Annotated in this window: 21 protein-coding genes; 2 read left to right on the forward strand and 19 right to left on the reverse strand. The window is 69.8% G+C overall.

Going from position 1 to position 23,490, the window contains the following annotated elements; all coding sequences use genetic code 11:
• Nucleotides 1–42 precede the first annotated feature (42 nt).
• The 18 genes from J1C73_RS05300 to J1C73_RS05385 all read right to left on the reverse strand — a co-directional run bounded on the left by J1C73_RS05300 (nt 43) and on the right by J1C73_RS05385 (nt 18,969).
• Entirely contained in the window at nt 43–1,026 is a 984-nt protein-coding gene (locus J1C73_RS05300) for an alpha/beta hydrolase (RefSeq protein WP_207315310.1), read from the reverse strand.
• Nucleotides 1,023–1,991: a Gfo/Idh/MocA family protein gene (locus J1C73_RS05305; protein WP_207315311.1), complete on the reverse strand. Its 969-nt coding sequence runs from the start codon at nt 1,989–1,991 to the stop codon at nt 1,023–1,025. The genes J1C73_RS05300 and J1C73_RS05305 overlap by 4 nt, the downstream gene beginning before the upstream one ends.
• The gene (locus tag J1C73_RS05310; protein ID WP_207315312.1) at nt 1,991–3,394 is read right to left on the reverse strand and encodes an NDP-hexose 2,3-dehydratase family protein; all 1,404 of its coding nucleotides are present in this window, start codon (nt 3,392–3,394) and stop codon (nt 1,991–1,993) included. The genes J1C73_RS05305 and J1C73_RS05310 overlap by 1 nt, the downstream gene beginning before the upstream one ends.
• 36 nt (nt 3,395–3,430) lie before the next feature.
• Nucleotides 3,431–4,192, reverse strand: a complete 762-nt coding sequence (locus J1C73_RS05315; protein WP_242643754.1) for an NAD-dependent epimerase/dehydratase family protein — start codon at nt 4,190–4,192, stop codon at nt 3,431–3,433.
• Nucleotides 4,189–5,493, reverse strand: a complete 1,305-nt coding sequence (gene rfbH, locus J1C73_RS05320) for a lipopolysaccharide biosynthesis protein RfbH (protein WP_207315313.1) — start codon at nt 5,491–5,493, stop codon at nt 4,189–4,191. The genes J1C73_RS05315 and rfbH overlap by 4 nt, the downstream gene beginning before the upstream one ends.
• A gap of 82 nt (nt 5,494–5,575) precedes the next feature.
• Nucleotides 5,576–6,556 carry a dTDP-glucose 4,6-dehydratase gene (rfbB, locus tag J1C73_RS05325; RefSeq protein WP_207315314.1) on the reverse strand — a complete coding sequence of 327 codons (981 nt, stop codon included), beginning with the start codon at nt 6,554–6,556 and terminating at the stop codon, nt 5,576–5,578.
• Entirely contained in the window at nt 6,553–7,620 is a 1,068-nt protein-coding gene (locus J1C73_RS05330; protein ID WP_207315315.1) for a glucose-1-phosphate thymidylyltransferase, read from the reverse strand. The genes rfbB and J1C73_RS05330 overlap by 4 nt, the downstream gene beginning before the upstream one ends.
• Before the next feature lie 68 nt (nt 7,621–7,688).
• A complete protein-coding gene (locus tag J1C73_RS05335; RefSeq protein WP_207315316.1) occupies nt 7,689–7,874 on the reverse strand; it encodes an acyl-CoA carboxylase subunit epsilon in 186 nt (61 codons plus the stop codon).
• Between the two features lie 20 nt (nt 7,875–7,894).
• On the reverse strand, nt 7,895–9,469 hold the full coding sequence (locus J1C73_RS05340) for an acyl-CoA carboxylase subunit beta (RefSeq protein ID WP_207315317.1): 1,575 nt from the start codon (nt 9,467–9,469) through the stop codon (nt 7,895–7,897).
• A gap of 2 nt (nt 9,470–9,471) precedes the next feature.
• Nucleotides 9,472–10,053, reverse strand: coding sequence for an NADPH-dependent FMN reductase (locus tag J1C73_RS05345; protein WP_207315318.1), 582 nt, complete (start codon nt 10,051–10,053; stop codon nt 9,472–9,474).
• Nucleotides 10,054–10,173: 120 nt separating this feature from the next.
• Complete coding sequence (locus J1C73_RS05350; protein ID WP_207315319.1) at nt 10,174–12,396, reverse strand: SDR family oxidoreductase; 2,223 nt, start codon at nt 12,394–12,396, stop codon at nt 10,174–10,176.
• Between the two features lie 2 nt (nt 12,397–12,398).
• Nucleotides 12,399–13,355: an aromatase/cyclase gene (locus tag J1C73_RS05355; protein ID WP_207315320.1), complete on the reverse strand. Its 957-nt coding sequence runs from the start codon at nt 13,353–13,355 to the stop codon at nt 12,399–12,401.
• 45 nt (nt 13,356–13,400) lie between these two features.
• Nucleotides 13,401–14,186: a 3-oxoacyl-ACP reductase FabG gene (gene fabG / locus J1C73_RS05360; RefSeq protein WP_207315321.1), complete on the reverse strand. Its 786-nt coding sequence runs from the start codon at nt 14,184–14,186 to the stop codon at nt 13,401–13,403.
• A gap of 36 nt (nt 14,187–14,222) precedes the next feature.
• Nucleotides 14,223–14,492: an acyl carrier protein gene (locus tag J1C73_RS05365; protein WP_207315336.1), complete on the reverse strand. Its 270-nt coding sequence runs from the start codon at nt 14,490–14,492 to the stop codon at nt 14,223–14,225.
• A 62-nt stretch (nt 14,493–14,554) separates the two neighbouring features.
• Entirely contained in the window at nt 14,555–15,772 is a 1,218-nt protein-coding gene (locus J1C73_RS05370; RefSeq protein ID WP_207315322.1) for a ketosynthase chain-length factor, read from the reverse strand.
• On the reverse strand, nt 15,769–17,037 hold the full coding sequence (locus J1C73_RS05375) for a beta-ketoacyl-[acyl-carrier-protein] synthase family protein (protein ID WP_207315323.1): 1,269 nt from the start codon (nt 17,035–17,037) through the stop codon (nt 15,769–15,771). Before J1C73_RS05375 ends, J1C73_RS05370 begins: the two co-directional genes overlap by 4 nt.
• 34 nt (nt 17,038–17,071) lie before the next feature.
• Complete coding sequence (locus tag J1C73_RS05380; protein ID WP_207315324.1) at nt 17,072–17,401, reverse strand: TcmI family type II polyketide cyclase; 330 nt, start codon at nt 17,399–17,401, stop codon at nt 17,072–17,074.
• Between the two features lie 83 nt (nt 17,402–17,484).
• Nucleotides 17,485–18,969, reverse strand: coding sequence for an FAD-dependent monooxygenase (locus J1C73_RS05385; RefSeq protein ID WP_207315325.1), 1,485 nt, complete (start codon nt 18,967–18,969; stop codon nt 17,485–17,487).
• Nucleotides 18,970–19,327: 358 nt separating this feature from the next.
• Here J1C73_RS05385 and J1C73_RS05390 point away from each other — a divergent pair, with 358 nt between their 5' ends.
• Nucleotides 19,328–20,161: a hypothetical protein gene (locus tag J1C73_RS05390; protein WP_207315326.1), complete on the forward strand. Its 834-nt coding sequence runs from the start codon at nt 19,328–19,330 to the stop codon at nt 20,159–20,161.
• Between the two features lie 117 nt (nt 20,162–20,278).
• On the opposite strand, the gene J1C73_RS05395 is transcribed toward J1C73_RS05390, so the two are convergent.
• Nucleotides 20,279–21,883 (reverse strand): FAD-binding oxidoreductase, encoded by a 1,605-nt coding sequence (locus tag J1C73_RS05395; protein ID WP_307797610.1) that lies wholly within the window; start codon nt 21,881–21,883, stop codon nt 20,279–20,281.
• A gap of 337 nt (nt 21,884–22,220) precedes the next feature.
• Between J1C73_RS05395 and J1C73_RS05400 the strand changes: the two genes are divergently transcribed.
• Entirely contained in the window at nt 22,221–23,342 is a 1,122-nt protein-coding gene (locus J1C73_RS05400; protein WP_207315328.1) for an NADH:flavin oxidoreductase, read from the forward strand.
• The last annotated feature ends 148 nt before the right edge of the window (nt 23,343–23,490 follow it).

Genomic DNA, 23,490 nt, shown 5'->3' on the forward strand with positions numbered 1-23,490 from the left:
GCCTCGAACGGTAGGGCAATGCCGTTCACCGGGAATTGACTTTCAGCGAACCGCGCTCTGACATGCGAGTTCGGCGACGGGGTCTCCGGGCCGCGCGGGCCGAGCCGGCGCGGCGGCCTCACGCGTCAGCAGGCATTCCTCAAGGAAGGCGAGCGCCCTCAGGTGGTAGGTGCGTGCCGCCCAGCCGAGGCTGATGTTGTGACCGGCTTCGGGCAGCCGGGCGACCCGGGTGCGCGGCGACGCCCGCAACCGGCCCGTCAGATCCGACGTGGTCTCCTCGTCGTGCCGCCACCACTGCTCCTGCTCGGCGAAGGTGAAGCGGACCGGAATGCGCACCCGGTCGGCGATCCCGGGATACATATCGGCCCACAACGCCCCCTCCAGTGCCTCCCGTTCGGGCACCGGGGCCACCAACGCCCTGCCCTGCTGGAACGCGCCGGGCGGATAGAACCGCAGCGCGCCCCAGTGGCGGCGCCACTCGCCGTGGCCGTGCACGCCCGGGAACTGGGGCGGGGCCACGGCCAGACGGTGTCCGAGTCCCGAGATATCGAGGCCGATGAGCGCGTCGCCGCCCTGCTCAGCAGCTGCCGCGAGAGCCAGTTTGCCGCCGTTGGAGTGGGCGACCACGAAGCAGCCCGCCCCGGTCCGGTGGCGCGCGGCAAAGTCGGCCAGCGCGGTGTGCAGAGTCGTGGCCTGCTCGGCGAGAGGCAGCCCCAGGGGCAGGCTCGCCGTGGACCGCCCGTATCCCGGACGGTCCACAGCGAGCACGGTGTAGCCGAGTGCCGCCCCCAGGCGCAGCAGTGAGAGCCCCGGCAGGGCACGGCTGTCGAAATAGCCGGCCCGCATGCCGCTGCCGTGCACGGCGACCACGACGGCGCGTGGCGGTACGTCGCCCGCCGGCTCGGCCAGCAGGGCCGACAGGGTGACGTCCCCGGCGTCCAGGGTGATCTCGCGGACCGGCGAGGGGTCCGCTCCCGGCGCGCCCGCCACACGGCCGTTCCCTCGCGGCAGGGGGCGGTCCGTCATGGCCGACTCGGCAGCGCCTGCTCGCGCAGCTCGTGCAGCAGCTCGGCCTGGCGCAGGCAGGCCGGGTCGGTCGCCGAACGGTCGCGTACCGCCGAGGCGAACGCCCGGACCGTGGCGGCCACCTGGTCGTCGGGGCTCAGCGAGACCTCCTCCACGCCGCCGCGGCGCTCGATCCGGACCAGGGGCCGATGGTCAGCGGGCGGTGTGAAGGCCCGCTCCACCGTGATGCGTCCCTGGCTGCCCCAGATCTCGTAGGCGGAACGGTATCCGTGATCGAGCCCGAAGGTCAGCTGCACACCGACGCCTTCGGGCGTGCGCAGCAGTGCCGAACCCGCGGTGTCCACCCGTCGGCCAGGGCCTTCGGTGAGCAGGGCACCGAGCACTTCGAGGTTCTGGCCGAGGAAGTACAGCGCGGCACGCAGGGGGTAAACGCCCGTGTCCCACAGCGTGCCGCCGCCGAGCTCGGGGCTGTACCGGATGTCGTCGTCGGGCAGCCGGGGGACGGTGAAGGCGGCGTGGAAGGCGCGTGGGTCCCCGATCGCACCGTCCGCCACGAGTTTCCGTACGGCGTCGTGCTGGGAGTGATGGACGAACATGATGTTCTCCATCAGGGCGAGGCCCGACTCCCGTGCCAGGTCAATCAGCCGACGGCTCTGAGCCAGGGAGGTGGTGAGCGGCTTCTCGGCGAGGACGTGTTTGCCTGCGCGCAGGGCCGCTTCGGTCCACCGGGCGTGCAGCGCGGCGGGCAGCGGCAGGTACACCGCGTCGATGTCGTCCCGCTCCAGAAGCTCGGCATACCCCGTCACGGGCCGGGCACCGAACCGCCCCGCCAGTTCGCGTGCCCTGACGCCGTCGCGGCTGGATACGGCCGCGACGGTGGTGCCGGGCTCCGCCGCGATGGCGGGCAGCAGGCGTCGGCGTGCGATGTCCGCGCAGCCGAGGACTCCGATCCGCACGGTCTTCATCAGGAGCGCACCGCCGTCGCGTTGAGGCAGGCGAGCAGGGTCCGTGCCTGGACGTTCACGTAGTGACCGTGCCGGACCAGGGAAGTGAGCTGGGCGGCGGTGGCCCACTGGAATCCGGCGGGCGGCACCAGCGGGGCCTGCTCCTCGTCGGCCTCGATCACGAGGTAGCGGCTCTCCGCGTTGAGGAAGCGGCCGCCCTCCTCCGAGTGGAGGGCCTCGTACCGGATGCGGTCCGGACGGGCGTCGAGCACCAGGTCGAGAAAGGGCGGCCGGTCCTCGCCGGTCAGATGGGCGTAGTTGTCCGGGGTGTACTGGACGGTGGGTCCGAGCTCGACGGTGTCCAGGAAGCCGCCCTCCACACGCGCGTGCACCAGGAAGTGCGGCACACCCCCGATCCGCCGGGTGAGGAAGGCCGTGACGCCCACGCCCAGGGGCTCGAACAGGGGCTGGGTCCAGCCGGTGACCTCGCGACTGCCCGCCTCCACGGAGACGGCGACCACGCGGAAGTACCGGCCGAGTTCGTGATCGATGGTCGAATCCCCGCGTGCCCAGCCGGGTATCGAGCGGAGCGGCAGACGCTCGACGCGCACGTCGTGCCGGGAGCGCTCGGCGGTGAACCACGAGACGAGTTCGGTGTCCGAGAGCAGGGCGTCGGCGCCGTTGTCGGGGAACGGCGCACAGGCGAGGACCGTGCGCGAGTCCATGTTCACGACGTTGTCCCGGAGCAGGAGCTCGCCGATCTGGCCGAGGGTGAGCCAGCAGAAGTCGTCGTCGACCGGCACATCGCCGACGGCTTCGACGATCATGTTGCGGTTGCTCTTCCGGAAGAACCACGAACCGTGCTCGGACTGCAGCACATCGGCGATGACCCGGCCGCGGCCGGGGCGGGTGAAGTACTCGATGTACTTCACATCGGCGCCCTTGTGGACCTTGGTGTAGTTGCTCCGGGTGGCCTGAACGGTCGGCGAAAGCTGGAGCAGATTGCGGTTGCCGGGCTCCATCTTGGCCTGCATGAGGAAGTGCAGGACCCCGTCGAACTCTTTGACGAGGATGCCGAGGATGCCTATCTCGGGCTGCTTGATGATGGGCTGGAACCACTCGCGGTGCGGTCCCTCGTCCTGGGTGACGCGCAGTCCCTCGACGGAGAAGAACCGGCCGCTGCGGTGCACCAGGTTGCCGGTGGCGGCATCGAAGGACCAGCCGTCGAGCTCCTGAAAGGGGATCCGGTCCACGGTGAACCGGTGGGCCCTGCCGCGCTCTTCGAACCACTGCGGGAAGTCCTCGGTGCGCAGGGACGCCCCGGTGGTGGCGGCCGACCGGGCGATGCGCTCGGCGGCCGAGGGGTCGCGGCGCGGCCGCAACCGGCCGGTGCCGGATTCGGGCTGGACAAGCGAGGAAAGCATGTACGTGACTCCTCTGATCGGAGGGGTGTTCGGAGCTCAGGCCCCGGACGGTGCGCCCTCCGACGCGAGGAACGCGTCGAGGACCTGACGGTGGTAGAGGGGGCCGAAGTCCATCGCGGCGGTCTCCGGGACCAGGGAGCGCAGCTTGTCGATGGAGATGACGTGCTGGGCACCCGCGTCGTGGTACTCCCTGCGGACCCGTAAGCCGAGCCGCTCCTCCAGGTGGTCGACGATCCGGCCCACGGGGACCGCCACGCCGGAGGCGACGTTGACGATCTCGCCGCGCAGGTCCTGGGCGAGCAGCCGGTCGATGACGGTGACGACGTCGCGTACGTCGATGAGGTCGCGGGCCGCGTCGCGCTGTACGCGCACGTCGCCTTCGCGCATCTGCCGGATCAGTGCGGGGATCAGCTGGTGCGCGGGCTGACCGGGGCCGACCAGGTGGCCGAGGCGCAGGATCAGATGGTCGGCGCCGCTGGTCCGCAGCTGCTGTTCCAGTGCCAGCTTGTGCGCGCCGTACGGCGTGCAGGGTTCGATGAAGCTGTCCTCGCGGCCGGGACCGTCCACCGCGCCGTACATGCCGGTGGCGGCGGTGGAGAAGAAGAGCAGGCGCCGTCCGGTGGCGCGGCAGCGGTCGGCGACATCGGCGAGCAACGCCGCCTCGCGGGCGAAGTCGGCGTCCGAGGTACCGCTCGCCCAGGAGACGCCGGCCGCCACGGCGACGGTGTCCGGGTAGCGGTGCGCGAAGGGGCGCAGGTTCCTGGCCAGAAAGCCGTTTCCCACGATCTCCATGGTCATCCGCGTGCCTCCACGAATTCCTTCACGGAGGAGACGACGTAATCGATCATCTCGTCGGTCAGGCCCGGGTAGACCCCGACCCAGAAGGTCTGCGCGGTGATGACGTCGCTGTTGTCGAGGTTGCCGACGACGCGGTGGGGCTGGTCGATGTAGGCGGGGTGCCGGGTGAGATTGCCGGCGAAGAGCCGCCGGGTGCCGATCTTGCGGCCCTCCAGGAAGTCCACCAGCTCGGCGCGTTTGAACGGGGCGTCGGGGCTGACGGTGAGCACGAAGCCGAACCAGCTCGGGTCGCTGCCCGGCGTCGCCCGGGGCAGCAGCAGGTGCGGGACGCCCTCCAGGCCCTCGCGCAGCCGTCGCCAGTTGCGCTTGCGCGCCTCGACGAAGTCGTCGAGCTTGGTGAGCTGGGTGAGGCCGAGCGCCGCCTGGAGGTCGGTGGCCTTCAGGTTGTAACCGACGTGCGAGAAGATGTACTTGTGGTCGTAGCCCTCCGGCAGGGTGCCCATCTGGTACTTGAATCGCTTAAGGCACTTGTCGCTCTCGCCCGGCTCGCACCAGCAGTCGCGGCCCCAGTCGCGCAGGGACTCGACGATCCTGGCGAGCGCCAGGTCGGCCGTCAGGACGCAGCCGCCCTCGCCCATCGTCAGGTGGTGGGCCGGGTAGAAGCTGACGGTGGTCAGGTCGCCGAAGGTGCCGGTGAGCTGGCCGTTGTACGTCGAACCGACCGCGTCGCAGTTGTCCTCGATGAGGAACAGGTTGTGGTCGTGGGCGAGTTGCGCGATCTCGGCGACCTCGAAGGGGTTGCCGAGCGCGTGCGCGATGATGATCGCCCGGGTCTTGGGTCCGATTGCCTGGGCCACCCGGTCCGCGGTCGTGTTGTACGTGCCGAGTTCGACGTCGACGAAGACCGGTATCAGGCCGTTCTGCAGGATCGGGTTGACGGTGGTGGGGAAGCCCGCCGCCACGGTGATGACCTCGTCGCCGGGCCGCAGCCGGCTGTCCTCCAGAAGGTGCGAGGTCAGGGCCGTCGTCGCGAGCAGGTTCGCGGACGAGCCGGAGTTGGTCAGATGGGCCTTGCGGCGTTTCATCCTACGGGCGAAGGACGACTCGAACTTGCGGCAGCTGCGGCCGGCCGCGATGCGCATCTCCAGGGCAGCCTCGACGAGAGCGGTCCGGTCCTCCTCGTCGAGCACGGCCCCGGACGGCCAGATCTCGGTAACGCCGGGCACGAACACTCCGTCGCCCTGGTCGTCCTGGTGGTACTTGCGAACCTCGTCGAGCACAATCTTCTTGTGCACACTCATGGTGTCCTCCGTCGTAGCCAGTGGTGGGGCCGACCCGCTCCGTGCGGCGCGGTCGGGGAACGCCGCACGGAGCGGGCGGCTTTCATCCCTGCTTGTTGTGCTTGGTGCCCTTCCACCAGCCGGGGTTGTCGTTGTACCAGGCGACGGTGTCGGCCAGGCCCTGCTCGAAGGTGATGCGGGGGGCGTAGCCGAGCTCGTCGCGGATCTTCGACTCGTCGAGGGAGTAGCGCAAATCATGCGCCTTGCGGTCGGGGACGTGGCGGACCATGGACCAGTCCTGACGGGTCAGTGCGATGAGGCGTTCGGTGATGGCCCGGTTGGTCTGCTCGTTGCCGCCGCCGATGTTGTAGATCTCGCCGGCCCGGCCCTCGTTGAGGACCAGGTCGATCGCGCGGCAGTGGTCGTCCACGTGCAGCCACTCGCGGATGTTGCCGCCGTCGCCGTAGAGCGGCACCTGCTCGCCCTCCAGCAGGTTGGTGACGAACAGCGGGATGAGCTTCTCCGGGTGCTGGTACGGGCCGTAATTGTTGGAGCACCGGGTGATGGAAAGGTTCAGCCCGTGCGTGCGCCAGTACGACCGGGCCAGCAGGTCGGAGGCGGCCTTGGACGCGGAGTACGGGGAGTTGGGCGCGAGCGGCCACTCCTCGGTCCAGGAACCCTCGTCGATGGAACCGTAGACCTCGTCGGTGGAGACGTGGACGACGCGCTGCACGCGCGCGGCGAGCACTGCGTCGAGCAGTCGCTGAGTGCCGGTGACGTTGGTGTGGACGAACTCCTCGGCGGACTCCAGGGACCGGTCCACGTGTGACTCGGCGGCGAAGTGGACAACCGCGTCGTGTCCCGGCAGCAGTTCGCGCAGCAGCCCGGAATCGCAGATGTCTCCCTGGACGAACGTGAGGCGCGGGTGCGTCGAGGGCAGGTTCTGGTGGTTGCCGGCGTAGGTGAGCTTATCGAGGACGGTGACGTGGGCGCCCTTCCAGTTCTCGTAGCCGTCGTTCAGGAGGGTGCGCACATAATGCGAGCCGATGAAGCCCGCGCCGCCGGTGATCAGGATCTTCTTCATGCCGCTACCTCGACTCGCGCGTGGTCACCGACAACGAGCCGGTGATGACGGGTGTTCCGTTCGGACGATCCGACCGTGGCGGAGCGTCCGATGATGGAACTGTGCAGGCTGCGTACGTGGGAGACCGTGGCGCCGTCCAGCGCGATCGAGTACTCGATGCTCGCACCGGTCAGCCGGACGCCCTTGCCGATGGAGGTGTACGGGCCGATGAGGCTGCCCGTCACCACCGACCCGGCACCGATCACGGCGGGGCCCTCGATACGGGAGCCGATGACCTTGGCGCCTGCCTCCACGACGACCGTGCCGATGAGCGTGCTGGCCGCATCGACCTCGCCCTTGACGGCCGACTTCAGGTCGCCGAGGAGCTTCTGGTTGCACTCCAGGACGTCCTCGATGCGGCCGGTGTCCTTCCAGTAGCCCTCGTACTCGCTGGCCTTGACCTCGTCCCCATTGGCGACGAGCCACTGGATGGCGTCGGTGATCTCCAGTTCACCGCGCGCGCTCGGCTCGATGGCGGCGACGGCCTTGTGGATCGCCGGGGTGAAGAAGTAGACGCCGATGAGCGCGAGATCACTCTTGGGCTCCTGCGGCTTCTCCACCAGGCGCTCGACCCTGCCGTCCGGGGCCAGCTCGGCGACCCCGAAGGCGCGCGGATCCGACACCTTGTGGACCACGACCTGGGCCACCGGACGCTCGGACGCGAACTGCTCGGCGATCCGCTCCACGCCTTCGGGCAGCATGTTGTCGCCGAGGTACATCACGAAGTCATCGTCGCCCAGGAAGGGCCGGGCGAGCTCGACGCAGTGGGCGAGGCCGAGGGGCTCCTCCTGAGGGATGTAGACGATCTCCACGCCGAGCGCGGAGCCGTCGCCGATGACCGCCTCGATCTGCGCGGCGCGGTCGCCGACGATGACACCGATCTCCGTCACGCCGAGGTCCCTGACGTTGCACAGGACGTGCTCCAGGACCGGCTTGTTCGCAATCGGTATGAGCTGTTTCGGCATCGAGTAGCTGAAGGGGCGCAGCCGGGTACCCGACCCGCCCGACAGGACCAAAGCCTTCATGTCGTTTCCTTTGCTGATGTGTGCTGACGAGGTGGTCACGTCGAGAAAGCGCGGCCGGCGTTCCGCGTTCAGGTGCGCCAGCTGCGGGGAGTGGGGCACGCCGTCGGGTTCCCGGCGCGGCTCCAGGGCACGAAGGTCCGCCTCCGGTCCGCGTCCGGCCCCAGTGCGGCTCTGCCCCGGCTGAGGAGCACCGCAGTGAGCGCGACGAGATCCTCGGCCTGCGGGGTGCCCTTCTCCACCCGGATCAGGGGCACGGAGGCTGCTTCTCGCCCGCTCACTGCGGAGGGTTCCCGTGCTTGCGCGAGGGCAGGTCCGCGTGCTTGGCGCGGAGCATGGCCAGCGACCGGGCAAGCGCGCCGCGGGTGTCCCTCGGATCGATGACATCGTCTATGAGTCCGCGCTCCGCCCCGTAGTAGGGGTGCATGAGCTCGGACCGGTAGTCCTTGATCCGCTGGCTGCGTACGGACTCCGGGTCGGGGGCGGCGTTGATCTCGCGGCGGAAGATGACGTTCGCCGCGCCTTCCGCTCCCATCACCGCGATTTCGTTGGTGGGCCAGGCCAGTGCCAGGTCGGCACCGATGGAACGGGAGTCCATGACGATGTAGGCGCCGCCGTAGGCCTTGCGCAGGACGAGCGAGATCCGGGGCACGGTGGCATTGCAGTACGCGTACAGGAGCTTGGCGCCGCGTCGGATGATGCCGTTGTGCTCCTGGGCGACGCCCGGCAGGAAGCCGGGCACGTCCACCAGGGTCACCAGGGGGATGTTGAACGCGTCGCAGAACTGTACGAACCGCGCACCCTTCTCGGACGACTCGATGTCCAGGACACCGGCCATCACGGCGGGCTGGTTGGCGACGATCCCGACGACATGCCCGTCCAGCCGGGCCAGCGAGCACACGAGGTTGGCCCCCCAGACGGGGTGCACTTCGAAGTGCTCACCGGAGTCGACGAGTTCCTCAATCACCGCTCGGATGTCGTACGACTGCCCCGGGTCCGCGGGGACCAGCCCCCGAAGGGCTTCGGTGGGACGGTCGGCAGGGTCACCCGCGTCCTCGACGGGCGCGAGCTCGCGGTTGTTGGCGGGCAGCAGCGCCAGGAGAAAGCGGACCTCCTCCAGGCAGCTCTCCTCGTCGTCGTACACGAAGTGCGCCACGCCCGAGATCCCCGCGTGGACGTCGGCGCCGCCGAGGCCGTTCTGGGTGATCTCCTCGCCGGTGACCGCCTTGACGACGTCCGGTCCGGTGATGAACATCTGCGAGATCTCACGGACCATGAAGACGAAGTCGGTGAGGGCCGGGCTGTAGGCGGCGCCGCCCGCACAGGGGCCGAGCATCACCGAGATCTGCGGGATGACGCCCGAGGCGCGGGTGTTGCGCTGGAAGATGCCGCCGTAGCCGGCCAGGGCGGTGACGCCCTCCTGGATACGGGCGCCGGCGCCGTCGTTGAGCGAGACCAGCGGGGCACCGGCCGAGATGGCCATGTCCATAATCTTGTGGATCTTGGTGGCGTGTGCCTCACCGAGCGCCCCGCCGAAGATCCGGAAGTCGTGCGCGTAGACGAAGACCGTGCGGCCGTGGACGGTGCCCCAGCCGGTGACGACGCCGTCCGTGTACGGACGTTTGGCCTCCAGGCCGAAGCCGGTCGCCCGGTGCCGGCGCAGCGGCTCCACCTCGTTGAACGATCCCTCGTCCAGGAGCAGCTCGATGCGTTCATGGGCGGTGAGCTTGCCCTTTGCGTGCTGGCGGTCGGTGGCGGCCGGATCCAGCCCCTCCCGGGCCTGCTCCTTGAGCGACCGCAGCTCGTCGAGGCGGTCCATGATGCTGGGAACGGTCTCTTCGGCGGTGGTCATGGTCAGCTTCCGTAAGGGGTCTTGGCGCGCGCCTCCCGCAGGGCGTTGCCCCACCAGCTGATCTGGTCGAGCAGCACCTTCGCGGCCTGGGCAGGACCCTCGTCCGCGGGGGCGCCGTCCGGGCCGAACTGGTCCCACGCCATGTGGAGGCTGACCACATCGCGGACGGTCACCGTGTGCAGCTCGGCGAAGACCGGACGCAGGTGCTCCACGGCTCGCAGGCCGCCCGAGAGCCCGCCGTAGGAGACGAAGCCGACCGGCTTGGCCTGCCACTGGGTGTGGTGCCAGTCGATGAGGTTCTTCAGCCCTGCGGGGTAACTGTGGTTGTACTCCGGTGTCACCACGACGAACGCGTCCGCTTCGGCGAGGCGCGGCGAGACCTTGGCCAGCTCGGCGGCGACCTCGGGCGCCGGGTTCCGCGACAGCGCGGTGGGCAGCTCGTGGTCCACGAGGTCGATCACGTCAACCGTGACGTCACCGCGCCGCTTCGCCACGCCGGCGATCCAATCGCCGATGACCTTGCCGAAGCGGGCTTCGCGGTTGCTGCCGACGATCAACGCAAGGCGGAGGCGGTCCTGCGACATGAGTGTCCCTTCGATGAGGTGGAACGGGATGAAAAGGAGGGAACGGCGGCCGCGGAGCTCCAGGCTCCGCGGCCGACGCCTTGCGGTGGCAGTGCGTCCGCCGCTTCGGGCGCGGCGGGGTCAGGCGGCCGGTAGCCCGGGGACCGGGCCGCCGCCGGCGTCGAGCACGGCGCCGGTGATACCGGCCGTGTCGTCGCTTGCGAGGAAGGCCGCCAGCGTGGCGACCCGCCCGGCGTCGCCCGCGACGCTGTTGACTGTGATGCCGCGCGGTGCCAGCGCCGCGGCGTAGTGCCGGACGAGTGTCTCGACGGCGCCCCCGGCAACCGCGTACGCGACCGCCTTCGGCTCCCCCGGCTCGGCCGCGCCGGGCGTGATGCGGATGACGCGGCCCCCGTCGGCGAGGCTCTTCAGGGCCCGCTGGATGACGAAGTACGGCTCCTTGGCACCCGCCGCCACCAGCCGGTCGAAGTCCTCCGCCGTCGCGTCCCCGGGGGCGGCGGCGCGGACGGCACCGGCACCGCTGACCAGGATGTCGAGTGCGGGACCGCCGGTGCGGTCCGTCAGCTCCGTCTCCAGGTCGGCGAAGAGACGCTGGACGTTTTTGTACCCGCCGAGGTCCCCGCCGAGTGTGAAGGCCCGTCCGCCCTGCCGCTCGATCGCGCGGACGACGTCGTCGGCCGCCTCCTGGTCACCGTTGTGGTGCACGGCGACGAGGGCTCCCCTGCCCGCGAGGCGCAGGGCAACCGCCCGGCCCGCTCCCACGCTCGCGTGCGTGACCAGGGCGGTCCTGTCGGCGAGTACGGACTCGCTCGCGGAGGTCCCGTGGGCCAGGTCCCGGGTGGTCCCGGCCGTACCGGCGGGTTCCGGCTCGCCGAACCAGCGGCGCAGCACAACGTGGAGTTCCGCTTCTTCCGCCCCGCCGGTCCACACGACATGGCCGTCCGGTCGTACGAGTACGGCGTCGAGGCCGGCCAACGCGGTGCCGTCGTGGACGGGTGCGGCGAGGGTCACGCCGACCCGCGGGTGCCACGCCCCGGCCAGGGCGCGCAGTCGCGCCCCGTGGCGCGGATCACCGGAGAGACCGATCAGAACAGCGTGCCCCGGCCTGAGGAGGGCGGTGGTGGTGACCGTGCCCTCCTCCCCGGCGAGTTCCACGTGCGGGACACGGCCGCCGAGAAGGAAATGGCCGCTCGGTCCCACGTCGTGGCGGACCTCCAGACCGGAGATCATGCCAGCCAGCCGGGCACGGACGCCCTCCCCGGCGACGAGCTCGCCGAACACCCGCCGGAAGCCCTCCACTTCGCCGCCGCCGAGCAGCAGGAGGGATTGCGCTCTGATGTTGTTCAGCGTGCGCCGTCCCACGGCGTGCCGCTCGGCGTGATAGCTGTCCAGGAGCCTGTCCGGCGACCGGCCGGCGACCTGCGCGGCCAGCTTCCAGCCGAGGTTGACGGCGTCCTGCAGGCCCAGGTTGAGTGCCTGGCCGCCGACCGGCATCTGCTGGTGGGCAGCGTCGCCCGCGAGCAGGATCCGGCCGTCGCGGTACCGCTCGGCCAGCCGTGACGCATTGCCGAAGGCATTGACCCACAGCGGGTCGCCGCCGCTGATGTCCTCGCCGGTGACGCGCTTCCAGCCCTCGGCGACCTCATTGAACTCCGGTTCCGAGGAACGGGGTTTCGCGATGCGGCCGAACTCGTGCACCATCACGCGGGTCACTCCGTCGGGACGGCGCGCGGAGATGGCGAGTCCGTGTTCCAGGCGCTGGAAGCGGCGCGGCGGGATATCGAGACCCGCCACGTCCGCGCGGATGAGCTCGCGGGAGGCGTCCTCGCCGGGGAAGGCGATGCCGCCGAGGCGGCGCACCGCGCTCTGCTCGCCGTCGCACCCGACGACGTACCGCGCGCGCATCCGCACCGGCCCGTTCGGGCCGAGCACGTCCGCCGCGACATGGTCCTCGCCGACGGTGATGCCGCGCAGTTCGTGACCGCGCAGGACGACGGCGCCGAGGCCCGTCGCCCAGTCCTGGAGCAGTTCCTCAACGCGAGTCTGCGGGACCTTCCACTGGCCCGGGTGGGCTGAGGGAAGAGTGAGATCGAGCGGAATCCCGCCGAAGTGGCCCATGACGTCGTTCGGCACGGGGACCAGGCCGTCGAGCAGGCCCCTGCTGTCGAGGATCTCCATGGTGCGGGCGTGCAGGGTGGACGCCCTGGACTCCGTGGTGGGGGTGGCCAGACGCTCGACGACCAGCACCCGGGCCCCGCCGAGCCGCAGCTCGCCGGCGAGCATCAGCCCGACCGGACCCGCCCCGACCACGATCACCTGGGATTCCGTGGGGGTCGCTGCCATGGTCAGCGCGGCGATCGCTCGGCGTGGTCCTTGGCCAGCTCCAGGGTCGCCCGGCTGTTGGTGCTCAGGGCCGACCGGACGTGCTCCTTGGCCTCGGGGATCCCGGCGTCCGGGCCTAGGTACTTGGTGATGTTCTCGGTGTTCAGCACGACGGTGTGCTGCGAGGAGGCGAGGACGCCGCCCTCGTCCTCCGTGAACGTCCAGTAGCCGGCGTGCAGGGTCATCAGCGCGGGCAGAGTGACCTGCTTGTACGCGATCCTCCGGTGCGGGAAGCACACGCGGTAAGACTTAGTGGTGTGCGTGTGGCCGTCCTTGGTGCGGGTGTCCATCTCCAGGATCTGCAGGCCCGGGGAGACCTCCTCAAGGCGTACGGACGCCACGTGGGGCAGCCGCTCCTCCCACTTCTCCCCCTCGTTGATGAAGTCGTAGACGTCCTTCGCCAAGCCGTTGATCCGTACCGTGTCGTCGAAGGAGAACGTCACTTCCGCGGTGGCGTGGACGAGTTCGACGTTGGTCTTCAGAGCGGCGAGCTCCGACCGGGAGTTGCGGTCGACGGCCTCGTCGATCCACTTCAGGGACTCGGGGTCGTCGTCGACGGCCCGGTAGTCGTGCAGCAGCCGGACCCTGGACTCGTCGGCGGAGATCGGGTCGATGATCCAGGTGCCGCCCATAGCAGCGACCGGCGGCGCGGACGCCTCCTGCCGGAAGGTTATGCGCAGGGCCTTCGGGTCGAGGGTGCGGCGCGAGGACCAGCTCTTGGCCGTGCTGTTGGCGGTGGCCCAGATGCGGATGCGTTCCTCGCTCACGCCGTCGGCGCCCGGTACACCCCGCTCGACCTGGTCGACGTAGATGGTCGGCGGGAAGATGCGGGGCCAGTTCTCCACCTCGGCGATCAGGCGGTAGACCTCGGCGGCGGGGGCCTGCACGGTGATCTCGTGCTCGACCTCACGGACCGTCATGATGATCTCCATTCACAGTTGCGGGAGTACGGGTGGGGGCGGGGATCAGAAGTTGCCGAGTCCGCCGCAGACGTTGAGCGCCTGCGCGGTGATGGAGGCGGCGGTGTCCGAGGCCAGGTAGCCGACCAGGCCGGCGACCTCCTCGGGCGCGGAGTAGCGGCCGAGCGGGATCTTCGCCTGGAACTTCTCCAGGATCGCTTCCTCGGTGACGTTGTAGGCGGCCGCGTATCCCTGGCGCACCCGCTGGGCCATCGGTGTCTCGACATAGCCGGGGCAGACGGCGTTGACGGTGATGCCGGTCGGCGCGAGCTCGTTGCCCAGGGCCTTGGTGAAGCCGACGACGCCGTGCTTGGAGGCCGAGTACGGGGCGCCGAGCACGACGCCCTGCTTACCCGCCGTGGAGGCGATGTTGATGATCCGGCCGCGGGACTTCCCGCGCATCCCACCGGTGTTGAGCACCTCGCGGGTGATCCGGAAGACGCTGGTGAGGTTGGTGGCGATCACGTCGTCCCACAGCTCGTCCTCAATGTCCGCGGTGACCCCGCCACCGGACCGGCCCGCGTTGTTCACCAGCACGTCAACCGTCCCGAACCGGTCCACCGCCGCCGCCACGAAGGCACGCACGCCGTCCGGGGAGCGCACGTCCAGCGTGGCGCCGTCGACATCGAGGCCTTCGGCCTGGAGCTGCTCGACGGTTTCCGCGACGTTCTCCGCGCTCCGCGCTCCGATGAACACCCGGTGTCCCTGGGTGGCGAGCAGCCGGGCGGCCGCGAGGCCGATCCCGCTGGTGGCTCCGGTGACGAGGGCGACCCGCTGGTCCTGCTGCGACATCTGTATCTCTTCTCCAGACGAAAGGAAAGGTGGAGGTCAGGCGGCGACGGAGCCGAGCAGCTGCGCATTGACGGCGGCCACCAGCGCACGCGGGGTGGGGTTGTCGACGAAGACCTCGTCGTCGAGGGTGATGCCGAACTCCCGCTCGATCCGCCCCGCGGTCTCCAGAAGGGCCAGCGACTCGTAGCCGAGGCTCTCGAAGTCGGTGTCGAGGATGTCGGCGTCGAGGTCCACGTCCTCGTCGGCCCCCGCACCCTCCAGCAGGATGCGCTTGAGGTCCTCGACGGTGCACTCGGTCTTGGACATGTTCATGCCTTTCATGGTGGTCGACAGGGGTATGTGGTTCTCGGTGCGGGTGACCGGCGGCGTCAGTCCGTGCCGCGTACGACCACCGCGGAGTTGAAGCCGCCGTAGCCGCGGGCCACGACAAGCGCGTGGCGCAGGGGCGCCGGGCGCGGCTGCCCGGTGACCAGGTCGATGGCGTACTCGGAGGAGAGCGTGACGTTCACGGTGGGCGGAATCAGGCCCTCACGCATCGCGAGGAGCGCGGCAGCCACATCCACCGGAGCGGCTCCCGAGTACAGCCGCCCGGTCGTCGTCTTGGGCGCTGTGACCGGCACGCCGGCCGCTCCGAAGACCCCGATGAGCGCCTCGGCCTCGGCACGGTCGAGTGCGCGGGTGCCCGCGGCGTCCGCGAACACCACGTCGATGCCACCGGCGTCGACGCCGGCGTCGGTGAGGGCCAGCTCGATCGCGCGCCGCAGCCCGGGTTCGCGTCCGCTGCCGGGCTTCGGGTCGAAGGTCGAGCCGTACCCGGCGAGCTCACCGTAGACGTTCTCCGCTCCGCGCCGCCGTGCGGCTTCGGCGTCCTCCAGGATGAGCAGCGCGCCGCCCTCGCCCGGAACGTAGCCCGAGGCTTCCGCGTCGAAGGGCACATAGGCCCGCTCGGGGTTGTCGCTGGTGCTGATGCGGCCGTTGCTGAGCTGTGCCACCCAGCCCCACGGGCAGATCGAGGCGTCGAAGCCGCCGGAGCAGATCAGCTTGCTGCCCTTGCGGATCTGCCGGCGCGCCTGGGCGATCGCGTCGAGTCCTCCGGCCTGCTCGCTGACGACCACCGCACTGTGCCCGCGCATGCCGTTGCGGATGGAGATCTGTCCGCTGTTGACCGCGTAGAACCAGGCGAACGACTGGTACGCGCTCACATAGCGGCTGCCCTTGCTCCACAGCGCCTGAAGCTCGTTCTGGCCGAACTCGAAGCCACCCGCCGTGCTGGCGGTGACGACACCCATGTCGTACTCAGGGATGTCACCGGGACGGACCCCGGCATCCGCGAACGCCGAGTCGGTGGCGGCCAGAGCGAGCTGGGTCATCCGGTCGGTCTGCGGGATCAACCGGCCCGGCAAGTGGTCCCGTGCCTCGAAGCCCTGGATCTCACCGGCCAGCCGGGCCGGGTACTGCGTGGCGTCGAATCGAGTGATGCGGCCGATCGCGCTCTTGCCGACCCGGGTCGCGGCCCAGTAGTCCTCCACGCCGAACCCGTTGGGCGCGGCGATACCGATGCCGGTGATGACGACTCGGGCGGTCATTCCCTGCTCCTCTCCGGACGGGCCAGCACCATCGCGCTCTGGAATCCGCCGAATCCGCTGCCGACCGTCAGAACCGTGTCCGTGGTGTGCTCCCGGGAAACGAGCGGGACGTAGTCGAGGTCGCACTCCGGGTCCGGGGTGTGCAGGTTCGCAGTGGGCGGCACCACGTGGTTCTCCATGGCGAGCAGGGAGGCCGCGATCTCGATCGAGCCGATCGCCCCCAGTGAGTGGCCCACCATCGACTTGATGGAGCTGACCGGGACGCGGTACGCGTGGTCGCCGAGACTCAGCTTGAACGCCGCCGTCTCGTGCCGGTCGTTCTGCTTGGTGCCCGAACCATGAGCGTTGATGTAGTCGATGGCCTCGGGGTTGATCCGGGCCTCGTCCAGCGCGGCCCGGATCGCCTCCCCCATCTCACGTCCGTCAGGGCGCAGTCCGGTCATGTGGAAGGCGTTGCACCGCGAGGCGTAGCCCGCGATCTCCGCGTAGATGTGTGCCCCTCGGGCGCGGGCGGCGGACATCTCCTCCAGGACGAAGACCGCCGAGCCCTCGCCGAGCACGAAGCCGTTGCGGGTGCCATCGAAGGGCCGCGAGGCACTCTCGGGCTCGTCGTTGCGGGGCGTGGTCGCCTTGATCGCGTCGAAGCACGCCATGGTGATCGGCGAGATCGGCGCGTCCGTCGCACCGGCGATCATCACGTCGACGGTGCCCTCACGGATCAGCTCGACGGCATGGCCGACCGAGTCGATCCCCGAGGTGCAGCCGGTGGACACCACGCTGTTGGGTCCCTCCGCGCCCACGGCCCAGGCCACCTCGACCGAGAAGGAGCTCGGCACGAAGTGGTTGTACAGGTGCTGCGGCGTATACGTGTGGTCGACGAGGTCGAGTCGGCCGCCGTCGCTGACCACCCGGTACTCCTCGTCGAGGCCCATGGTCGCGCCGACCGCGCTTCCGATGGTGACCCCGGTGCGGTGCGGGTCCGTCCCGGCCAGGTCCAGGCCGCTGTCGGCCAGCGCCTCGCGCGCGGTGACGACCCCGAACTGCGCGGCACGGTCCATCCGCCGGATCTCCTGCGGGCTCAGGCCGGCCAGCTCGGCGTCGAAGTCCGCCTCGGCGGCGATCTGCGAACGGAACGAGGAGGGATCGAAGAAGGTGATCCCCCGCGTCGCCGTACGGCCCTCGCTGAGCAGACTCCAGAAGTTCTTGGCCCCTATGCCCCCCGGAGCGAGGACTCCGATTCCGGTGACCACTACACGACGTGCCATCCGAGGCCACCTCCCTTCCTGTCGGTCAACGCGGTCACGAGGAAGCGGTCCAGTCGTAGAAGCGGGTGGCCATGGCGTCGGCCGGGGAGCGCCAGGTCTTCGGGTCGTACGCCTGAATGAACGGCTTCAGCTCCTGGCTGATGCCAATGAATCGCGGATCGGTCTTCGCTTCCTCTATGAGTTCACCGCCGTTGTTCTCGTCGAAGTCCTGCAGATGGAAATACAGGCCCCGGAACGAAAAGAGCTGGCGGCGCCTCGTGCCCATGCGATGGGGCATTTCGGTACCGTCGAAATCACCGAAGAGCTTAGCCACATCGGAAATCGATGCGGGGTCCATCTTCGCCACGATCAGCGTGCTGTGCATTCCGTTTCTCTCCTCAGGAAGACAGAAGTTGAGTGGATTCGGGGCCGCGCCACCACGCGGGCGCGGAGGGGCCCGCCACGGCCTCAGAAGACGCGTCCGGCCCGCGGTGTGCCGAACCAGCGCGTCAGGGCCATGGGCAGGTCGTGACAGCTGCCCGGGGCGGCCCAGGCGACATGGCCGTCGGGCCGGATCAGCACGGCAGACGTGCCGTGCAGCGCGCTGTCCTCGGGCACCGCGTGCGGCTGTGCCGTGACGATGTCCACATGCGCCGACCAGGGCGCGGCGCGCTCGCGCAGCCGTGCGTTGTCCGCCAGGTCGAGCAGCACGCCCCGGCCGGGGTGCAGCAGCTCGGTGCTGCTGGACTTGGCGCGCTCGCCGACCAGTTCGAGGTGGGGCATGCGCTTGCCGAGGAGCGGGTTGGTCCCGGCGCCCACGTCATACGTGATCAGCAGACCACTGACCATGCCGGCGAGGTGGCGGTTGACCTCCTCGAAGCCGACCAGCTCGGCGAGCACCTCGCGCAGGGGCTGCACCTCCGGGCCGCTGAGCAGGAGCAGCCCCTGCGCGCGGGTGTTCATCAGGAGCCGCTCGCCGACCGGATGCCGTTCGCTGTGGTAGGTGTCCAGCAATCCGGGCCCCGCCCAGCCGTTGATGACGGCGGCCAGCTTCCAGCCGAGGTTCACCGAGTCCTGGATGCTGGTGTTCATGCCCTGGCCACCGGCCGGCAGATGGATGTGCGCGGAGTCGCCGGCCAGCAGCACGCGGCCCCTGCGGTACTCGGACGCCTGGCGCGCGGCGTCGCCGAAGGCGCTCAGCCACACCGGTTCGCCGTGTGTGATGTCGCCCCCGGTCAGCCTCCTCCAGACGGCCGCGACCTCCTCGTACGCCGGTGGAGCCGGGCGCCTCCGGGGCGTGGTCCCGTACTCTCCCGCGATGATGCGGGTGATGCCGCCGGGCAGCTTGGCGACCATCACCATGCCGCCGGGCAGCTTCTCGCCGATCATGCGCGGCTCCAGGTCGAGCCCCTTCACATCGGCGAGGAACATCTCCAGCGTGGCCTCCGTGCCGGGGAAGGCGAATCCCGCGGCCTTGCGGACCGTGCTGCGACCGCCGTCGCAGCCGACAAGATAGGCGGCGCGCAGCGGGCGCGGGCCTTCGGGACCGCGAACCTCGACCTCGACCCCGTCCGCGTCCTCCCGCAGAGCGAGCAGTTCGTGGCCGCGCCGGATGTCCGCGCCCAGATCGGCCGCCCACTCCTCCAGCCTGGCCTCCGTCACCCCCTGGGGCACGGTCTTGGCGGCCTTCCAGGCGCCCTCCAGCAACCCAAAGTCCAGGGGGATGCCGCCGAAGTGCCCCAGCGCGCTGGTCTCGATGTCACCGAAGCGCGGCAGCAGGCCCCGCTGGTCGAACACCTCCATCGTGCGCGCGGTGAATCCGAGACCGCGGGACTCGCCGGTCCGCTCCGCGAGGCGCTCCAGCACGATGACGCCGACCCCCGCGAGCCGCAGTTCACCGGCCAGCATGAGCCCGGCGGGACCGGCGCCCGCGATGATCACCGCAGCGTCCATTTTCCACTCCTTGGATAGGTCGGAGGAAAGACCGGGAGAGAATCCGGGAATTCCATGGGTCCTGCGAATCCGACGAGGGAAATTCAATGGCACTCAATGGCGGCTCCCCCGTCAAGCCGACTGGACTGCAACACAGTTCGGCGGAAGCTAATGAATAGCTTCTTCGCCGGGCCAAGCAGAGTCAACCCCCTCCCGTCCAGGCTTCCGTCAACTTGTGTCAGCCGTCGTGCACGGCGACAGAACGACGACATCGCACCGTCAGGGGAGCTACAAATGGCACGGTTCTCCTTGCCCCGGCCCGAAGCCCCGAAATAGCTTCTCGGTGCTCGGAGAAGCAGCAGAGGCAAGGGGGATGAGCATGGGCCAGGACGGCATGCGCGGGTCGCCAGTGGCGGTCTCGTGCGAGGGGAGCGCCTGCCGCGCCGGGGCGGCCGACAGCCGGCCCGTCCGGGTCGCGGCGCGGAGATCGAGGCTGTGCCCGGTGTGCCGGGACCGGCTGGCGGGGGAGCTTCGTCTGCTTCCGCAGCTCTACGAGGAGTGCGGCCTCCTGCTCGGCGGCACCGACCAGCCGCGCGAACGCACGTCCGGGGGCCCGCTGCCCGGCATGCTCTTCAACACGACGGCTTCCGAGGCGCGTTCGGCAATCTTCGGCGTACTGCGCTCATGGGCGGGGGTGGTCGTCGACGCCAGGCGCGCGGGCACAGCACGGGACACGGTTCCAGTGCTCGCCGGTTTCCTCGTCCGGCACGTGGACTGGCTGGCGGCGCACCCGGCGGCGGCCGATATCTGCGAGGAGTTCACCGGCCTGGTGCGCAGGACCCGCCGGGTGATCGACCCCGAGCCTCTGAGTCGGGTGGCGATCGGCGAGTGCGTCGAGGCTGCCTGCTCCGGCGAGCTGACCGCCATGGTCCGGTCCCGGCAGGCGCACCGTCCCGCGGAGATCGTCTGCTCCGCCGACCCGGCCCACCAGTGGCTCGGCCACGACTGGCTGCGGTTGAGCCGCCGCCTCGCCCGGGAGGACACGCGCTGGCTGAGCGCGGCCGACATCGCCCGCCTGTGGGGGATCGCGCCCGGCAGCGTCTACCGCCACGCCAGCCAGCAGAGCTGGCGCCGGCGGAGCCGGTCGGGCCGCACCTTTTACCACGACGCCGACGTGCGGGAGACTCTCGACAGGCCCGCCCGGCCCGCCTGACACGCCCGACACGCCCGGCAAAAACGCTACTGCCTGTGGCCCCGCCCCTCGTTCATCGGGGCCGGGCCACAGGCAGTCGAGCGATGCCGTCAGGCCGTCAGGCGGGCTGCTTCACCGTCAGGCGGGCTTCACCGACAGCGCGTGCCGGAAGACGTTCTTCGGGTCGTACGTGGCCTTGACCCGCTGAAGCCTCGGGTAGTTCGCCTTGTGGTACAGCGTCGACCAGGGCACACCGGACGTGTTCACATACGGGTTCTCGGCGTCGGCGTCCGGATAGTTGATGTAGCAGCCGTCGTACTTGTCGTTCGGCACCGGATAGCCGCCCGTCTCCGCCCAGACGTCACCGTGGAGCTTGCGCACCCAGTTCACCTCGGCCTCGTCCTGCTCCGGCAGCTCCCAGTTGCACGAGAACCAGAACTTGATGACGGAGTCGCGCGCCGCCACCGCGGTCGCCTGCGGCGAGACGGTGTTGATCTTCCCGCCGTACGCCGCCAGGTACACGAGGCCGATCCCCCAGTGCTCGGGGTCGCTCAACGCCCGGTAGAGCGTGCTGACCTGGTTCGCGTCGAATGGCTTGCGGAGGTGTCCGCCCATGGACTTGTGACGGGAGTACTTGCCGTATCCGATCGTGGGCGTCAGGGCGGCCTCAAGGAAGGGCACGTCCTTGCTCTCGACCGTCGGTTCGACGCCGACGCCCGCCGACAGCGCGCTGACGTAGTCGTCGAGGAGCTGCTGGGTGTCGGCCCGCGTCGCGTCCATGGTCACGTCGAGCACGATGGTGCCGGCGAACCACGAGCTGATTTGCAACGAGCTGTGCATGGTGGCGTACGGCGAGTCGGCGGCGCTGTTGGCCGCGTGCCAGGCACCGTGATTCATCACGAGGCGGGTGAAGTTGGTTTCGTTGAACTGCGGCCAGGGCCAGGTCACCAACGCCTTGCGCACCGTCTGCGGAGGCTTCGGCAGGAGCGAAGAGGGGCCGCCCGCGGCACCGGGCGTCCTGAACCAGTACTTCGTGATAATGCCGAACTGGCCGCCTCCGGCGCCCGTGTGCGCCCACCACAGTTCACGGTTCGGGTCGTCCCGGCGGCTCGTGGCCACCACGGTCCTGGCCTCGCCGCACGATCCCGGGACGACCACCTCGACCGCGCACAGGTGGTCGACCGACAGACCGTAGCGACGAGAAAGCGGACCGTATCCGCCGCCGACCACATGCCCTCCGACGCCGACCTCGGGGCAGACACCGCCGGGCACCGTCACGCCCCAGCCTTCGTACAGCGTGCGGTACACCTCGCCGAGGAGTGCGCCCGATTCGACGGCGAACGCGTTCATGGCGGGATCGAAGTAGACCGCCTTCATCTCCGAGGTGTCGACCAGGAGGCGGTACTCCGGATCGCCGACCAGGCCGTCGAAGCAGTGCCCGCCCCCGCGCACCGTGATCCGCTGGCCCTCGGCGACCGCCTGGTTCACCGCCTTCTCCACCTGAGCCGGCGAGTGGACCAGCCATATCTCGTCGGGCGTGGAAACGAAGCGGGTGTTGTTGCCGCGCGCGGCAAGGGCGGCGTACCGCGCGTCACCGGGGCGCACGATCACCTCGGGGGCCACCCGGCCGGCCCGGCCCTCGGCCGTCTGCGCCCACGCGGTCGGCGCCCCCTGGGTCAGGCCTGCCGCGGCCCCCGCCACGACCACCACGGAACCGAGGAATCTACGTCGCGTCGTTGTCATCATTCCGGATACCAATCTGTCTGAAGTGCGGCCCCGCCCCCAGGGCCTGACCCTGCGGACTCCGGGAACAGCGACACGCAACCAGCAAGATCCGTCCACCCAAAGGAAGTTGACCTGAATCTGTCGTACGCCGATCCAAAGATTGTGACCTCCCCGGCCGATCGGACGTCATCGGGCGTGCCGATTCCGCCGACGACGGTCGCCCGCTTGACGACGAACGAGAGATCTCCTTAACCTGAACAAACCAACTAACCGGCAGGTAAGCTGTCGGTGGTCGCCAGGCCCCGCTCGTCCTGTACCCGCCCGGCGCACGCAACCATCGATCAAAGGTGCAGCCTTGACCAGCAGTAATGCCTCCACGCGCGCCTCGGACGTCCTCGTCCGGCCCTTCTCCCTGGGCGGCCTCGACCTCCCCAACCGCATCGTCATGGCTCCGATGACGCGTGAGTTCTCGCCCGGCGGCGTCCCCGGCGCCGATGTGGCGGCGTACTACGCCCGGCGGGCGGCGGGCGGCGTGGGACTGATCATCACCGAGGGCACCTATGTCGACCACGCCTCGGCGGGTACGAGCGACCGTGTCCCCCGGTTCCACGGTGCGGACGCGCTCGCCGGCTGGACCGCGGTGGCGGAAGCGGTCCACGCGGCGGACGGCGCCATCATGCCGCAGCTGTGGCATGTGGGCATGACGCGCGCCGCAGGTGCGCCGCCAATCGCCGACGCACCCCGCGTCGGCCCCTCCGGCATCCCCCTGAGCGGCTCGGCGCAGGGCCACACCATGACGCTCTCGGACATCGATGACGTCATCGCGGCCTTCACGACCGCCGCGGCCGCCGCCGAGGCCTGCGGATTCGACGGCATCGAGCTTCACGGCGCCCACGGCTATCTCATCGACCAGTTCCTCTGGTCGCACACGAACCGGCGCGACGACTCCTACGGCGGTGACATCACCTCGCGCACCCGGTTCGCCACCGAGATCGTGGCGGCATGCCGCAAGGCCGTCTCGCCCGACTTCCCGATCCTCTTCCGTATGTCCCAGTGGAAGTCCGACCACTACCAGGCCAGGCTCGCCGAATCGCCCGCGGAACTCGAAGCGTTCCTGACGCCCCTCGCGGCGGCCGGCGTCGACGCCTTCCACTGCTCCACACGCCGCTTCTGGCTGCCGGAGTTCGAGGGCTCCGAACTCAACCTCGCGGGCTGGGCCAAGAAGCTCACGGGCAAGGCCACCATCAGCGTCGGTTCGGTCGGCCTGGACAACGAGTTCATTGAGGTCTTCCAGGGCAGAACCGGCCGCGTCTCCGACATCACGGGCCTATTGGAGCGGATGGAGCGCGACGAGTTCGATCTCATCGCGATCGGCCGCGCCCTGCTCAACGACCCCCTCTGGGCCGACAAGATCCTGCACGGACGCACCAACGAACTCACGCCCATCGGCCCCCACAAGTTCGCCACACTCCGCTGACACACCGGCTGAAGCCGTCCCGGAAGAGCCCTGGATCTGCACCCTTTCCCGGACGGCGACGGCGACGGCGACATGCGAACGACCGACCGCGCGCCCGGGACGGACGGGTGAGTCAGGCTGATGCGTCCGACCCCAGTAAAACCGGACG

Source organism: Streptomyces laculatispora, from assembly GCF_017353455.1.
GTDB lineage: Bacteria > Actinomycetota > Actinomycetes > Streptomycetales > Streptomycetaceae > Streptomyces > Streptomyces laculatispora.

Excerpts from the sequence above, each read along its gene's own strand:
- rfbH (WP_207315313.1), bottom strand. The coding sequence starts at position 5,493 with ATGAGTGTGCACAAGAAGATTGTGCTCGACGAGGTTCGCAAGTACCAC.
- J1C73_RS05345 (WP_207315318.1), bottom strand. The coding sequence starts at position 10,053 with ATGTCGCAGGACCGCCTCCGCCTTGCGTTGATCGTCGGCAGCAACCGC.
- J1C73_RS05340 (WP_207315317.1), bottom strand. The coding sequence starts at position 9,469 with ATGACCACCGCCGAAGAGACCGTTCCCAGCATCATGGACCGCCTCGAC.
- J1C73_RS05380 (WP_207315324.1), bottom strand. The coding sequence starts at position 17,401 with ATGCACAGCACGCTGATCGTGGCGAAGATGGACCCCGCATCGATTTCC.
- rfbB (WP_207315314.1), bottom strand. The coding sequence starts at position 6,556 with ATGAAGAAGATCCTGATCACCGGCGGCGCGGGCTTCATCGGCTCGCAT.
- J1C73_RS05310 (WP_207315312.1), bottom strand. The coding sequence starts at position 3,394 with ATGCTTTCCTCGCTTGTCCAGCCCGAATCCGGCACCGGCCGGTTGCGG.
- J1C73_RS05300 (WP_207315310.1), bottom strand. The coding sequence starts at position 1,026 with ATGACGGACCGCCCCCTGCCGCGAGGGAACGGCCGTGTGGCGGGCGCG.
- fabG (WP_207315321.1), bottom strand. The coding sequence starts at position 14,186 with ATGTCGCAGCAGGACCAGCGGGTCGCCCTCGTCACCGGAGCCACCAGC.
- J1C73_RS05305 (WP_207315311.1), bottom strand. The coding sequence starts at position 1,991 with ATGAAGACCGTGCGGATCGGAGTCCTCGGCTGCGCGGACATCGCACGC.
- J1C73_RS05330 (WP_207315315.1), bottom strand. The coding sequence starts at position 7,620 with ATGAAGGCTTTGGTCCTGTCGGGCGGGTCGGGTACCCGGCTGCGCCCC.
- J1C73_RS05315 (WP_242643754.1), bottom strand. The coding sequence starts at position 4,192 with ATGACCATGGAGATCGTGGGAAACGGCTTTCTGGCCAGGAACCTGCGC.
- J1C73_RS05350 (WP_207315319.1), bottom strand. The coding sequence starts at position 12,396 with ATGGCAGCGACCCCCACGGAATCCCAGGTGATCGTGGTCGGGGCGGGT.
- J1C73_RS05385 (WP_207315325.1), bottom strand. The coding sequence starts at position 18,969 with ATGGACGCTGCGGTGATCATCGCGGGCGCCGGTCCCGCCGGGCTCATG.
- J1C73_RS05390 (WP_207315326.1), top strand. The coding sequence starts at position 19,328 with ATGGGCCAGGACGGCATGCGCGGGTCGCCAGTGGCGGTCTCGTGCGAG.
- J1C73_RS05370 (WP_207315322.1), bottom strand. The coding sequence starts at position 15,772 with ATGACCGCCCGAGTCGTCATCACCGGCATCGGTATCGCCGCGCCCAAC.
- J1C73_RS05355 (WP_207315320.1), bottom strand. The coding sequence starts at position 13,355 with ATGACGGTCCGTGAGGTCGAGCACGAGATCACCGTGCAGGCCCCCGCC.
- J1C73_RS05395 (WP_307797610.1), bottom strand. The coding sequence starts at position 21,883 with ATGACAACGACGCGACGTAGATTCCTCGGTTCCGTGGTGGTCGTGGCG.
- J1C73_RS05365 (WP_207315336.1), bottom strand. The coding sequence starts at position 14,492 with ATGTCCAAGACCGAGTGCACCGTCGAGGACCTCAAGCGCATCCTGCTG.
- J1C73_RS05375 (WP_207315323.1), bottom strand. The coding sequence starts at position 17,037 with ATGGCACGTCGTGTAGTGGTCACCGGAATCGGAGTCCTCGCTCCGGGG.